Genomic DNA, 13,011 nt, shown 5'->3' with positions numbered 1-13,011 from the left:
ATCCGCCTCGTCGATTTCAAGCTCGAGTTCGGCCGCATCTGGGATGGCGACTACAGCCGCGTGATCCTGGCGGACGAGATCAGCCCCGACGGCTGCCGCCTTTGGGACATGGTCACCGGCGAAAAGCTCGACAAGGACCGCTTCCGCCGCGACCTCGGCGGCGAGGAAGAAGCCTACCAGGAAGTCGCCCGCCGCCTCGGCCTGCTCGAAAACGACGGCGGCCCGAGCGAAGTCTTCGACCTCGGCGCCCACCGCAAACTGCGCGGCAAGAAGTAAGGCCTCGAAGCCTCCTCCTCTTCAGAGGAGGGGGTTGGGGGTGGTGAAAATCACCGCTCCGTCACATCCCCGCTCATCGGCGCCAATTTCGCCAGCAGCCGGTTCTGCGCCGCAAACGGCACATGCGCCTCGCGCATCGCGCGTTGCAGGTTCTCGACCAGCGCGTTCAAATCGGCGCGCGTCGTTCCCAGCCCCTTGTGCGCGGTCTTCATGTCGCGCCCGGTGTAGCGGCACCCCGCGTTCAGCAGGTAGCACACCTGCTCGAACAGCGTGCGCCGCAGCCGCACCATGTCGTGCTCCTCGAAGATCGCCTTGATCCGCGGGTCCGCATGGCTCAGATCCAGCGCGCGGTCGGTAATCCGGCGGATGCCCGCCTGCCCGCCGAACGCGCGCGCCAGTCCCTCGCCGCTATAGGGTTTCGCGCCGGCATTGGCATCGCTTTGCACATAGGGATCGACCGGAATCTCGCCCGTCACCGGATCGCGCTCCTTGCGCACGACGCCGAATTCCTTGTCCCAGTCAACCGGCGCTTCCGTTGTGGCGGGAACCGGCGCGGCAGGCGGTTCGGCCAGCGGCGCGGCGGCCATCAGGAAAGGCAGCAGGAACATCATCGCAGGTCCCCTCAATAGGCCAGTTGCAGCGAAAGCAGCCCGCCGCGCTGGCCTGCAAAGGTCGCCACCGAGCCGACATCGACATAGGCTGCGGTCAGCGTCACATGGCGCGTCACGGCCCAGGCCGCGAACAGGTCCTTGGCGTCATCCTCGCGCGCAATCCCCAGATTGTCCGGCCGCGTGCGCCATTCGCCGCCGACCACCAGCCGGCGTGTGATCATATAGGCCAGCGAACCTTCGAACTGCACGCTGCGCCCCGCATGCTTGTCCCCGCCAAAACCGAGCAGCCCGAACTGGTTGGCCTTGGTCACGCGCAAGGTCGCATTGGCCAGCACGCTCGCGCCCAGAAACAGCTTGGTCGCGCTCACCGTGAAATCGGTGCCCGCCGAAGCCTTCGCTCCCACCGCGCGCACGATTGCGCCATCAAGGTTGCGCTTGTGCTCCACCCCCACGCTCACTTGCGGCAGCCAGCCCGGACCGTAGACGAGATCGCCCGCCAGCCGCACTTTGGCCGAGAAAATGTCCTGATTGAACTGGAACCCGCGCCCCAGCCCCAGCGCCGCACCCACCGCGCGCGTGTTGAAGTTCTGCCGCGCATAAGCGAGCTCCACCCGGTCGCGGATACCCACTGCAATGCCATGCGTGTCGAGCCGGAAGTCGGGCAGCTCGACAATCGTCGCATGCGCCGAGACGCCCACCGCGCGGTCCGTGCCCATGCCCGAAATCGTCGCCCAGGTCGCAAGGCCCCCGCCGCCGCTGCCCTCGATCGTGGTCACGCCATTGGTCAGAATGAGCTTGCCGCTGTCGAAGCTGACAAGATCGCGCGCCGCCGCCGGAGCGCCGGAAACCAGCGCCCCCACTGCGCAGGCGAGGGCAGTAAGAACAAGGCTCTTGGGCATTCCCTATCGTTAGCCGGAGCCCCTTGCAGATTGGTAAAGGCAGCGCCGCGCACGATTGACCAGTTCTTAGGAAAACCGTGCGAAACCCGGCATATGCTGCAGCGCTTTCTGAGTCGGTTGCCCCTCGGGCTCCTGTGCCTGATCGGAGTGTCGGCAACCGGGCCGCAGCAGGGCGTGGTGCAGGTGTTCGACCAGCGCGGCCTTCCCGTCGAAGGTGCCGTGATCGAGGTTCCGGCGCCCCCCGGCAGCACCCGCGCGGTCGTGTTTCCCTGGCGCAATGCCATGGCCCAGCGCAACCAGACCTTCGTGCCCGGCACCCTGATCGTGCCGCAAGGCTCCACCGTCGCCTTCCCCAATCTCGATACGGTGCGCCACAGCATCTACAGCTTTTCCAGGCCCGCGCGCTTCCAGATCGATCTCTACGGCCGCGATCAGACGCGCAGCCAGCGCTTCCCGATCACCGGCACCGTCGCGCTCGGCTGCAATATCCACGACAAGATGCGCGGCTATATCCGCGTCACCGATACGCCTTATGCCGCCGCCACCGATCTCAACGGGCGCGGCCTGATCGATGGGCTCCCCTCAGGCACCTACCGTGTCACCGTATGGCACCCGCGCCTGCGCGGCAGCGGCAACGAGACGGTGCAGACCCTCACTATCGCGCCCGGCACCCCGGCCCGCCTCACGATAGAGCTGCGCTGATCCCATGCCCGCTGCCCTCCTCGCCCGCTTCCGCCCCCGCACCTTGCGCGCGCGCATCGCCGCGCTGTTCATGGCGCTGCTCGCAGGCGTGATGGCCGTCACCGTCGGCGTTGCGGGCAGCGGCGTCAGCCTTTTTGCCCATGCCGTCGCCGAACGCGACATGGCGGCCAACGCCCGCGTGTTCGAACAGCTGATCGCCAGCCGCGCCGGGCAGCTGCGCGATGCCGCCATGGTCGTCGCCCGCGATTTCGGTTTCCGCGAGGCTTTCGCCACCAACGACCGCGCCACCCTCGGCTCCGCGCTCGCCAGCCTCGGCGAGCGCAGCGGGGCCGAAGTCGCGGCCGTCGTCATGCTCGATGGCACCGTGGTGACCAGCCCCGGCGCCCCCGCGCTCGACGGGCATGCCCTCCTCCCCGCGCTCGATGCCGGAAAGGACAACGGCGTCATCGATCTCAAGGGCCAGCTCGGCCTCGCCGTCGCCGCGCCGATCGAGATCCCCGATCTCGCCGGCTTGCTCATCCTCGCCCAGCCGCTCGGCACGCGCGATCTTGATGCCCTGGGCCGCCTCTCCGCTGTCCCGATCAAGGCCTCGGTCGCCCCCGCCACCACGCTCGCCCCTGCCCAGCGCCAACTCGGCCTCGGCCATATCGGCGAACTGCCCTCCCCCCAGGGCCGCCAGCTCGTCCGCCTTTCCGCGCTCCCCAGCCTGCAGCGCGGGATCGAGCCGCGGCTCATCCTCAGCCACTCGCTCGATCAGGCGATGGAGGCCTACCGCGCGCTCAACACGATCCTGATGGTCATCGCCCTTGTCGGCACGCTCGCCGGGCTCTGGCTCGCGTCCCGCATCGCGCGCAGCATCAGCCGCCCGCTCAGCCAGCTCGCCGGCGCGGCCCAGCGCTATGCCGGCGGCACGGTCGCCAAGGTCCCCGTCACCGGCGATGCCGAAGTCGCCGACCTTGCGCAAAGCTTCAACGCGATGGTCGATGCCATCGAGGAGCGCGAGCGCCAGATCGTCCACAGCGCGCTGCACGATGGCCTGACCTCGCTGCCCAACCGCCGCTTCTTCACCGAAAAGCTCGATCGCACCGTCGCCCGCCAGACCCCGGCCTACCGCACCATGGTCGTCTTCGTCGATCTCGACAATTTCAAGATCATCAACGACACGCTTGGCCACCCCGCGGGCGATGCACTGCTGCGCAAGGCCGGCCAGCGCCTGCAGGAACTGTTCCCCGATCACATGGTCGCCCGCTTCGGCGGAGACGAATTCGGCCTCCTCGTCAGCGGCCTTGCCGAAACCGCCGATCCCGCCTCGCTCGCCCGCACCATCCACAGCGCGCTCAACGATGAAGTCGATATCGGCGGCCGCGCGGTGCAGCTCACCGCCAGTTTCGGCGTCGCGGTCGGCCCGTCGGACGGTGCCACCAGCGACGAACTGCTCAAGAACGCCGATCTCGCGCTCTACCGCGCCAAGAGCGAGGGCAAGGGCACCTACCACTTCTTCGAAGCCGCGCTCGATGAAGAGGCCCGCCGCCGCCGCCAGCTCGAACTCGATCTGCGCCGCGCCGTGCGCGATGGCGGCTTCGAGCTGCACTTCCAGCCGCTCTATTCGATGGCCGAGCAGCGCCTCAAGGGCTTCGAGGCGCTGATCCGCTGGAACCACCCCCAGCGCGGCATGGTCAGCCCCGCCGATTTCATCCCGCTTGCCGAGGAAACCGGCCTCATCGTTCCCATCGGCGAATGGGTGATCCGCGATGCCTGCGCCCGCGCCGCCGCCTGGCCCGGCGATCTCTCCGTCGCGGTCAACATCTCGCCGCGCCAGTTCACCAGCCCGGTCCTTGCCCAGACCATCGTGCAGGCCCTCGCCGCCTCCGGCCTGCCCGCAAACCGGCTGGAACTCGAAATCACCGAAAGCATCTTCATCGGCAATGTCGAGCGCACCCTCGCCATGCTCCACAGCCTGCGCGCGCTGGGCGTCCGCATCGCGCTCGACGATTTCGGCACCGGCTATTCCTCATTGAGCTACCTGCGCAGCTTCCCCTTCGACAAGCTCAAGATCGACCAGAGCTTCGTCCGCGACCTCGGCCGAGACGCCAGCGCCGGCGCGATCATCCGCGCCATCACCACGCTGGCCGCCGCTCTCGGCATCGAAACGCTGGCCGAAGGGGTCGAACTCCAATCCACCATGGAAGCCCTGCAACGCGAAGGCTGCGACCTCATCCAGGGCTACCTCGTCAGCCGCCCCGTGCCAGACGCCGCCGTCCCCGCCCTGATCGACCGGCTGGCAGGCGAAGCACGGCAGCGGGCGGCGGGCTGACCCACTTCTCCTCTCCCGCTTGCGGGAGGGGCGCCCTGCCCCACAGATTTCGGGAGTCAGTAAATTGTCAGCGTAAACCAGAGATCCCCGAAAGCCCTTCACCACCCTTGAGGGTGACATCCCTATTGGGACGGGACACGGCGCAATCAGTTCCCTCGCCTCTTGCGTCACGGTGCAGTGGACTATCGTCGCACCACGGCACGATTAGCAAGTGGCGAGGTCTTGATTACCCCTGAACTGATTAAGCTGCTGCGGGCAAAGTTTCGGCAAACCTGCGCCGACGCATGGCACCGCCGACGAGACCGAAGCCGATGACCATCAACACCCACACTGAGGGTTCAGGTACAGCCGTTACAGCAGGGCTATCATCCACATAAGTCGCAAACAGCAGATCGCCAGAGGTCCCGACGGGATTACCCCAGGCCGATGTCGTGCTGGTTCTTCCCCACGCAGATCCCCCGGCATATGGCGTCGTATCGGGGCCAGCCCATCCGGCAAAAATTGAGGTGTTGGAAGAAAGTGACAAAGCGTACTGCTGTCCGGCAGCAACGATGACACCAGCCGAAGAGACATCAAAGGTGGAGATGGGATAAAAGGGAGTGCCCCATTTCGGCGATGCAATGGAAAAGCTCGCCAGCGCATTCGCATTGTTCGGGTCGATAACTCCGGCATTCACGGGCCGGATCATCAACGTCATGGCACTGTCAGCAACCCCGCCAATCATCAGATCAACTTTGCTGAGAAGCCCCGAAATACCCGCTGTAAAAGTCTGCGCCGCTTCAGGGCTGCCGGAAACAGACGAGTAGACCTGCGCACCAGCGTAAAAACCAGGCACCGCAAGATTGTTTTGGTCAACTACCACAGCTGCATTGCTTGCGGTGGAAAATAACATACATCCTACAAAAAGCAACTTTCTAAACATCGATTGGCCCCCAAAAGTAAAGGTTTCTGCAGAAACCCTTCAACGGCTATGACAGGCGCCTTTCGAAAGCAAGTGAGACATATTTGGAAAAGCGCTCAAATTGAGACGCCCTTTTTGTCTTGCCCCATTTTATTGGGGATGCACGCAGATCGCTAAACCCAAGCGGCGCGCAGTCTGCGCTGACGGGCCAGCTGCAGCAGCCAATGCAAATCCCCCTACTCCACCACCGGCAGCGCAATATAGCTCCCGTCCGCGCCCCCCACGCTCACCTTCTGCACCGCCTTCACATAATCCCCCGGCTTCGCATCCAGGATCGAAGGCACAAACGTCTGCGGGTTGCGGTCGTAAAGCGGGAACCAGCTCGATTGCACCTGCACCATGATCCGGTGCCCCGGCAGAAACACATGGTTCGCCTGCGGCAGCTCGAACACGTATTCCAGCGGCGCACCCGCCTTCAATGGCCGCGCCTCGGCCAGCGTCTCGCGGAAGCGGCCGCGGAAGATGTCCATGCCCACGGCCAGCTCGTATCCGCCCATCGCGCGGTCGCCCGGCACGGCATCGGGGTAGACGTCGATCAGCTTCACCACCCAGTCGCTGTCGGTCCCGCTGGTGGACGCGGTCAGGTGCACCACCGGCGCGCCCGCGATCGTCACCGGCTTTTCCAGCACCGGCCCCACAAACGCCAGCACATCGGGCCGCCCCGAAACCGCGCGCTGGTCGCCCACCAGCCAGGTCGGCCAGGGGTTGCCGTCATAGCCTTCCTGCTGGTTGGGGCGCGGGTAGTAGGTGACGGGCTTGGCCGGGTCTGAAACGTAGTCCACCGTCCCCGCCACAGCCGAAGGCGCGAAGCCCAGCCCTTCGCCCGGCAACAGATAGAGCTTCTTCTCGGCCTTGGCGGCAGGCCAGCCGCCGAGCTTCTGCCACTCGTTCGTCCCGCTCTGGAAGGCCGTCACCACCGGCACATCCATCGGCTTGTCATAGAGATAGTGCGCAAGGAACGGCGCCAGCACGTTCATCCGCCACCACTTGCCGGTATCCGCATCCCATTTGATCGCACCCAGCGCATCGGCCTTCTCGATCGCCTGCCCGTGGAACCATGGCCCGATCGACATGCGCAGCAGGCCATCCTTGTCCTGCGGCTTCAGCGCCTTCCACACCGCCGGCGCGCCGTAGATATCCTCCTGATCCCACAGCGAGTGGACCAGCAAGGTCGGCACCTTCAGCGGCGTCTTGGCCAGCACCTTGTCCATCGCCTGTTCCTGCCAGAACCCGTCCCACGCCTGGTGCGCCTTGATCTTCTGCCAGAACCCGATCTGATCGAGCCCCTGCGCGCTCGCCAGCGCACCTGCCGATCCATACTTCATGAAGTGCGCATAGGCGTCCGCCTCGGCCACTTCATACCTGTTCTCGTTGCCGCGCGTCGCGACCTGCTCCCATATATAGCTGATGCCAATCTGGCGGAACGCGCCGTTGTGGAACCAGTCGTCGCCGCGCCAGCCATCGACCATCGGGTTCATCGGCACTGCCACTTTCAGCGCCGGATGCGGGTTCACCAGCGCCGCCAGCGCGGTGAAGCCGTCATAGCTGATGCCGATGATCCCCACCCGCCCGTTGCTTTCGGGCACGTTCTTCACCAGCCAGTCGATGGTGTCGTAGGTATCCGTCGCGTGGTCGGTCTTGGTCGGGTTGAGCGAGGTGCCGACGAACGGCCGGTTCATCACGTACGTCCCCTCCGAGCCGTACTTGCCCCGCACATCCTGCACCACGCGGATATAGCCGCCCGCTGTCACCACATCAGGCGCATGGTCATAGCCATCGAGCGCCACCGCCATGATCGGCGAACCGTGCTGGCTGGTCATTTCCTCCGCGTTGTAAGGGGTCCGCGTCAGCAGCATCGCAGCACCCTTCGCGCCCTTGGGGATCATGATGACGGTGTGCAGCTTCACCCCGTCGCGCATCGGGATATCCACCGCGCGCCGCTCGTAATCGCGCGCCGCCACCGGCTGCACAATCGTTGCGGGCCGCTCGTCGTAGACCGGCCCTTTGGCCGGCGCCGCCCACGCGCTCGCCGCACTTGCCAGCAGCAGCCCCAGAGCCAGACCCGCGCGCAGTTTCATGTGCCATTCCCCCTCATCACAAGGACGCGAGCTTATCACCCGCCGGACCGGTGCCAAGCGTCATTGCGCATTCACCCGCAAGCCGTCAGAACCGGGCGCGATGCATCTGCGCTTTCTTGTCCGCCTCCTCGCCCTGCTTGTCCTCGCCGCCGTGCCGCTCGCCCCGGCCGCAGCAAAGCCCGTGCCCGTCTGGGCCTTCGAGAAAAGCGATCTCGCGCCCGATCCTGCCTTCCGCTTCGGCCGCCTGCCCAATGGCATGCGCTATGTGATCCGGCACAATGAAAGCCCCAAGGCCACCGCCGAAGTGCGGCTCCAGATCGACACCGGCTCGCTCGACGAACGCGATAGCGAGCGCGGCTTTGCCCATTTCGTCGAGCATATGGCCTTCAACGGCAGCACCCATGTGCCCGAGGGCGAGATGGTCAAGCTGCTCGAACGCGCAGGGCTTGCCTTCGGGGCCGATACCAATGCGCAGACCAGCTTCGAACACACGCTCTACATTCTGAGCCTGCCGCGGAACGAGGCGGCGCTCCTCGATACCGCGCTCATGCTCATGCGCGAGACGGCAAGCGAGCTCAGTTTCGCGCCCGAGGCGGTCGAGCGCGAGCGCGGTGTGGTCCTCTCCGAACTGCGCGATGGTCAAGGCTATGCGCTGGAAAACAACAAGGACCAGCTGGCCTTCCTCTATCCCGCAGCGCACTTTCGCGACCGGCTCCCCATCGGCACGGTGGAATCGCTGAAGGCCGCCACCTCGGCAGCGCTCAAGGCGTTCTGGGCGCGCGAATATGTGCCCGCGAAGACCACGCTGATCGTCGTTGGTGATTTCGATGCCGATGCGGTCGAAGCGGCGATCCGGGCGCGCTTCACCGATTGGCCCGCGCGCAAGCCCGCCGGGCGCCCCGGTCAGGGCCGCGTCCTGTTCGATCAGCAGGGCGCCGCGCGCATTCACCTCGATCCCGCGCTGTCCGAACGCGTCACCGTCTCGCGCCACGGCCGCTGGCGGAAGGAACCGGACACCGCAGAAAGCCGCCGCGTGGGTCTTCTGCGCCAGCTCGGCTATGGCGTGATCAACCGGCGCATGCAGCGCCTCAGCCGCCTCGCGCAGCCGCCGTTCCGCGGCGCGGGGGTGGGCACCAGCGAAGTCTTCCACATCGGCCGCACCACCAATCTCGTCGTCGATACGGCGGACAAGGGCTGGCGTGACGGTCTCTTCGCCGCCGCGCAGGTCTATCGCGAGGCGCTGGCCAAGGGCTTCAGCGAGGCCGAAGTGGCCGAACAGATCGCGGGTGTCCGCACCGGCCTCGAAAATGCTGCCGCCGCTGCCGATACGCGCAGCAACGATGCACTCGTCGGCGCGGTGATCCAGCTGCTGCGCGATGAAAAGGTGCCCACCACCCCGGCCTCCGCGCTTGAACGGTTCAACCGCCATGCGGCCTCGCTCACCCCCGCCGCCGTGCTCGCCGCGCTGCGCGCCGATGCGCGGCCGCTCGAAAACCCGCTGATCCGCTTTCAGGGCCGCACCGCGCCGGCTGGCGGGGAGCAAGCCCTGCGCGCGACCTGGGAACAGGCCTTGCGCGCACCCTTGCGCTACAAGGTCAGCGTCCCCTCGGGCACGTTCGCCTACACCGATTTCGGCACGCCGGGCTCAATCGCCAGCGACGTCACCCGCGCCGATCTCGGCCTGCGCCAGATCCGCTTTGCCAACGGCGTGCGCCTCAATCTCAAGCGCACCGATCTCGAAGCCGACCGGGTGCTCGTGCGCATCTACCTCGATGGCGGCGAACTGCTCGATACCAAGGCCAATCCCACCGCCACCGAAATGACCTCGATGCTGCCCACCGGCGGCCTCGGCAAGCACAGCCTCGATGATTTGCAGACCCTGCTCGCGGGCCGCTCGGTCAGCAGCAGCATCTCCTCATCGGGCGATGCGTTCACGCTCGGTGCCGGCACCACGCGGCGCGATCTCGAACTGCAGCTCCAGCTCCTTGCCGCGCTGATCACCGATCCCGGCTGGCGCACCGAAGCGGATGAGCTCTACCACCAGACCATGACGAACTTCTTCGCGCGCCTCACCGCGACGCCGTCGTCCGCGCTCTCCAACACGCTGCCCAGCGTGATTTCCGGCGGCGATCCGCGCTTCACGGTCCAGCCGCCCGAAACCTATCAGGCGCTCACCATGGCGCGGCTCAAGGCCGATATCGGCGACCGCCTCGCCAGGGGCGCCATCGAGCTTACCCTCGTCGGCGATTTCGATCCCGATGCCGCCGTGGCCATGGTCGCCCGCACTTTCGGCGCCCTCCCCGCGCGCGAGGCCGAATTCCGCCCCTACGAAGCCGAACGCCAGCGCAGCTTCACGCCCAAACGCGGCCTCACCGTGATCCGCCACAAGGGCGAGGCCAACCAGGCCATCGTCCGCTATGTCTGGCCCACCACCGACGACAGCGATCCGGTGACCGCCATCGGCCTCGAACTCCTGCAGGAAGTCACCGGGATCGAAGTGCTCGATGTGGTGCGCGAGGCGCTCGGCAAGGCCTACTCCCCGGCCACATCCTCCTCGCTCAGCCGCGTCTGGCGCGGCTGGGGCACGTTCACCGTCAACGCCTCGGTCGATGTCGCCGATGTCGCCGCCACCCGCACTGCCATCGAAACCACCATCGCCGGCCTCGCCGCCGCACCGGTCGATGCCGATGTGCTCGCCCGCGCCCGCGCCCCGATGCGCGAGCGGATCGACAACCTGCTCAAGACCAATTCCGGCTGGCTCGCCCTCACCGAGCGCGCGGCATCCCAGCCCGAACGTCTCGAGCGCTACTTCAAGGCCCGCCAGCGCCTCGACGCGCTGAGCGCTGCCGATCTGCAGGCCCTCGCCAAGCGCTACCTCGCCCCCGATCAGGCCGTCATCGCGCTCGTCCTCCCCGAAGGCGCCCCCGCCCCTGACAAGTGATCGCGCCTGCCCGTTTGGGAGGATGGGCCTTTTCGCTAATGGGCGTAGCTTTCCTCTCGGGCACCACGCCCGCCGGAGGGACCACCCGCCATGCTCACCCGTCTCGCAATCGCCGCCGCCGCGCTCGCGCTTATCCCCACTGCCGCCTTTGCCGGCCACAGCGAGCTCGAAGTCCCGCCTGCCGACACCTTCCTCCTCGGCGGCGAACAGAAGGCCGACATGGTCGTCTCCGGCCGCAACACCGGCCAGACCACCGTCGCCGTGCTCGCGGTAAAGGACGGGTCTTCGCCCGAAGTGCTGATCGCCACCGTCTCCCCCGGCGCGAGCTTCAGGCACGCCTACGGCCCCGGCGAGATCGCCGTGATCCGCAACCAGTCCACCAGCGAAACCGCCCGCCTCAGCGTCGATTTCACCGGCAGCCCGTCCAGCCTCACGATGGCCTACCTGCTCCCCCAGAAGGACTGAGCCGGGCCTATCCCGCGCCAACGAAAACGGGGCAGGCGCCCATCGGCCCCCGCCCCGCATTCCAGGCCCCATCAGGAAGCGCCGCTCACTGCAGACCGGCGTCGCCTTCCAGCCCGGCCAGCTTCGCGCCGATGGTCTTGGCCACGTCCGTGCGCACCTTGTCGTTGTGCTCCTTGACGCTCATCACCACCTTGCCCTTCGCGTCGAGCAGCTGTGCGCCCTTGCCCGTCCCGGCCGGCGCCAGCTGCACCGAAAGCGGGCTTGGCGAGAGGCGGTTGCTCGCCCCGTTCGCGCCATCGACCACCGCGCCGACGCCGCCGCCGAGCAGGATGTTGCCGAACGAGGCCCCGCCCAGCTTCGACTGGACCAGCACATAAGTCGGGTCATAACCATCAAGCGTGATGTCTGCGCGCGTGTCTTCCTTGCGGCGCATCTGCATCTTGCACGGCATCGTGCAGGTCGAGCCATTGCTGAACACGACCTTCGCGCCCTTGGGCTCAGACTGGGCCTGATACTTCACGTTCGGTCCGTTCATCACCGTCGCGCAGCCAGACACAGCAAATCCCAGCGCCGCAATCGCGGCGATATGCGCAATCTTCATTTCAGATATCCCCCCTTCAAATCGGGGTCGAGCCTATGGGGTGGCGGCGCTTTGTAAAGGATTTATTTGCCAGATCAGTCTGCACACGCCGCTGATTTAAAACCATATTGGATTTAATTCTGCAGCAGAATGCCAGCCGCCTACGCCACGGTATCCTGATAACGCCGCACCGCGATAAACCCGAGCAGCGCCAGCATCCCCGCCAGCACCCCCATCTCGGGCAGTGCGTCCACCAGCCCCCAGCCCTTCAGCATCACCCCGCGCACCAGCCGGATGAAATGCGTCGTCGGCAGCACTTCGGCCAGCGTCTGCGCCCACACCGGCATGCCGCGATAGGGAAAGGCAAAGCCTGAGAGCAGCACCGAGGGCAGGATGTAGAAAAAGCTCATCTGCATCGCCTGCAACTGGCTCTGCGCCAGCGTCGAGAGCGTGAAGCCTAGCCCCAGACTGGTGATCATGAACAGCAAGGTCGCCCCCAGCAGCAGCGGCAATGGCCCCGCAAACGGCACCTGAAACAGGAACCGCGCCGCCATCAGGATCACCGTCAGCTGCACCACCCCGATTGCCAGATAGGGCACGATCTTGCCCACCATCACCTCGAAGGGGCGCAGCGGCGTCGCCAGCAGGTTCTCCATCGTCCCCTGCTCCACCTCGCGCGTCACCGATAGCGCGGTCAGCATAACCATCGTCATCGAAAGCACGATGGCGAGCAGCCCCGGAACCACATTGTGGCTGGTGATCCCTTCCGGGTTATAGCTGCGGTGCAGCACGAGATCGACCGGCGATTGTCCCGCCGCGCGGGCTCCCAGCGGCCCGATCAGATCATGCCCCAGCGCAGTCGCCACCGCCTCATTGATCGCGCTGAGCGCAGGGCCGGTCGCGGCTGGATCGGTCGCATCCGCCGTCACCAGCAATTGCGGCCGCCGCCCGCGCACCAGATCGCGCCCGAAATCGGCGGGGATCGTCACCACGAACTGCACCTTGCCGTTCTGCAGCAGCTCTTCCCCAGCGCCGGGGCTTTCCACCAGCTCGGTCACCTTGAAATACGTCGTGTTTCTCAGCGCCGCGTCGATCGAGCGCGCAAAGACCGAATTGTCCCCCCGCTCGATCGCCATCGGCAGCCCGCGCGGATCGTTGTTGATCGCATAGCCGAAGATCATCAG

The 13,011-nt window shown here is 66.3% G+C and carries 11 protein-coding genes; 5 read left to right on the top strand and 6 right to left on the bottom strand.

The genetic code is table 11. The features are described from left to right. On the top strand, positions 1-276 hold a 276-nt coding region (locus tag K5Q19_RS13845; RefSeq protein WP_292946191.1), incomplete at its 5' end, for a phosphoribosylaminoimidazolesuccinocarboxamide synthase. Positions 277-326: 50 nt separating this feature from the next. On the opposite strand, the gene K5Q19_RS13840 is transcribed toward K5Q19_RS13845, so the two are convergent. Both K5Q19_RS13840 and K5Q19_RS13835 read right to left on the bottom strand, forming a co-directional pair. Then, positions 327-887: a group 1 truncated hemoglobin gene (locus K5Q19_RS13840; protein WP_292946189.1), complete on the bottom strand. Its 561-nt coding sequence runs from the start codon at positions 885-887 to the stop codon at positions 327-329. A gap of 11 nt (positions 888-898) precedes the next feature. Next, on the bottom strand, positions 899-1,786 hold the full coding sequence (locus tag K5Q19_RS13835; RefSeq protein ID WP_292946187.1) for a DUF3034 family protein: 888 nt from the start codon (positions 1,784-1,786) through the stop codon (positions 899-901). 117 nt (positions 1,787-1,903) lie between these two features. Here K5Q19_RS13835 and K5Q19_RS13830 point away from each other — a divergent pair, with 117 nt between their 5' ends. Beyond that, positions 1,904-2,488, top strand: coding sequence for a carboxypeptidase regulatory-like domain-containing protein (locus K5Q19_RS13830; protein ID WP_292946185.1), 585 nt, complete (start codon positions 1,904-1,906; stop codon positions 2,486-2,488). A 4-nt stretch (positions 2,489-2,492) separates the two neighbouring features. Beyond that, positions 2,493-4,802: an EAL domain-containing protein gene (locus K5Q19_RS13825; protein ID WP_292946183.1), complete on the top strand. Its 2,310-nt coding sequence runs from the start codon at positions 2,493-2,495 to the stop codon at positions 4,800-4,802. Positions 4,803-5,043: 241 nt separating this feature from the next. Here K5Q19_RS13825 and K5Q19_RS13820 read toward each other — a convergent pair whose 3' ends face one another. Together K5Q19_RS13820 and K5Q19_RS13815 are read right to left on the bottom strand one after the other, a co-directional pair. Further along, complete coding sequence (locus K5Q19_RS13820; protein WP_292946181.1) at positions 5,044-5,724, bottom strand: PEPxxWA-CTERM sorting domain-containing protein; 681 nt, start codon at positions 5,722-5,724, stop codon at positions 5,044-5,046. 215 nt (positions 5,725-5,939) lie between these two features. Continuing rightward, positions 5,940-7,841, bottom strand: coding sequence for a CocE/NonD family hydrolase (locus tag K5Q19_RS13815; protein WP_292946179.1), 1,902 nt, complete (start codon positions 7,839-7,841; stop codon positions 5,940-5,942). Between the two features lie 100 nt (positions 7,842-7,941). On the opposite strand from K5Q19_RS13815, the gene K5Q19_RS13810 reads away from it, so the two are divergent. Further along, positions 7,942-10,782 (top strand): M16 family metallopeptidase, encoded by a 2,841-nt coding sequence (locus K5Q19_RS13810; RefSeq protein ID WP_292946177.1) that lies wholly within the window; start codon positions 7,942-7,944, stop codon positions 10,780-10,782. A gap of 90 nt (positions 10,783-10,872) precedes the next feature. Then, entirely contained in the window at positions 10,873-11,247 is a 375-nt protein-coding gene (locus tag K5Q19_RS13805) for a hypothetical protein (RefSeq protein WP_292946175.1), read from the top strand. 85 nt (positions 11,248-11,332) lie between these two features. Here the strand turns inward: K5Q19_RS13805 and K5Q19_RS13800 are convergent, their stop codons facing one another. Next, a complete protein-coding gene (locus tag K5Q19_RS13800; RefSeq protein WP_292946173.1) occupies positions 11,333-11,848 on the bottom strand; it encodes a hypothetical protein in 516 nt (171 codons plus the stop codon). 140 nt (positions 11,849-11,988) lie between these two features. After that, positions 11,989-13,011, bottom strand: a 1,023-nt coding sequence (locus K5Q19_RS13795) for an ABC transporter permease (protein ID WP_292946171.1), incomplete at its 5' end; no start/stop codon positions are given.

This window comes from Novosphingobium sp. (assembly GCF_019748365.1).
Taxonomy (GTDB): domain Bacteria; phylum Pseudomonadota; class Alphaproteobacteria; order Sphingomonadales; family Sphingomonadaceae; genus Novosphingobium.
Note: the sequence above shows the minus strand (reverse complement) of the source record. Positions and strands in the feature narration are given on the sequence as shown.